Origin of the sequence: Mycobacterium ostraviense (assembly GCF_002705925.1) — a bacterium.
Lineage (GTDB): Bacteria > Actinomycetota > Actinomycetes > Mycobacteriales > Mycobacteriaceae > Mycobacterium > Mycobacterium ostraviense.
In genome coordinates this window covers 1-251 of sequence record NZ_NKRE01000187.1, presented here as the reverse complement: position 1 = coordinate 251, position 251 = coordinate 1, and the positions used below count along the sequence as shown (strand labels likewise).

At 67.7% G+C, this 251-nt stretch carries 1 protein-coding gene; it reads right to left on the bottom strand.

What is annotated here, in order from left to right:
• Positions 1–251 (bottom strand): hypothetical protein (locus tag CDN38_RS29900; RefSeq protein WP_438502300.1); only part of this gene is annotated, 251 nt, incomplete at both ends.

Genomic DNA, 251 nt, shown 5'->3' with positions numbered 1-251 from the left:
ATCACCGACCGCCGTGGCCGCCGTGGCCACATTGATCCTGCCCTCGGCAGTAGCCGCCACCCCACTATTGCCATCACCGACCACCGTGGCCGCCGTCGCCACATTGGTCTCCCCCACCGCGATCGCGCTGGCCGCATCAACCACATTGTCATTGCCCACCACCGTGGCCGCCGTCGCAATATTGCGCACCCCCTGCGCACTAGCCAACACCCCAGCATTGCGATCCCCCACCACCGTGGCCGCCGTCGCGA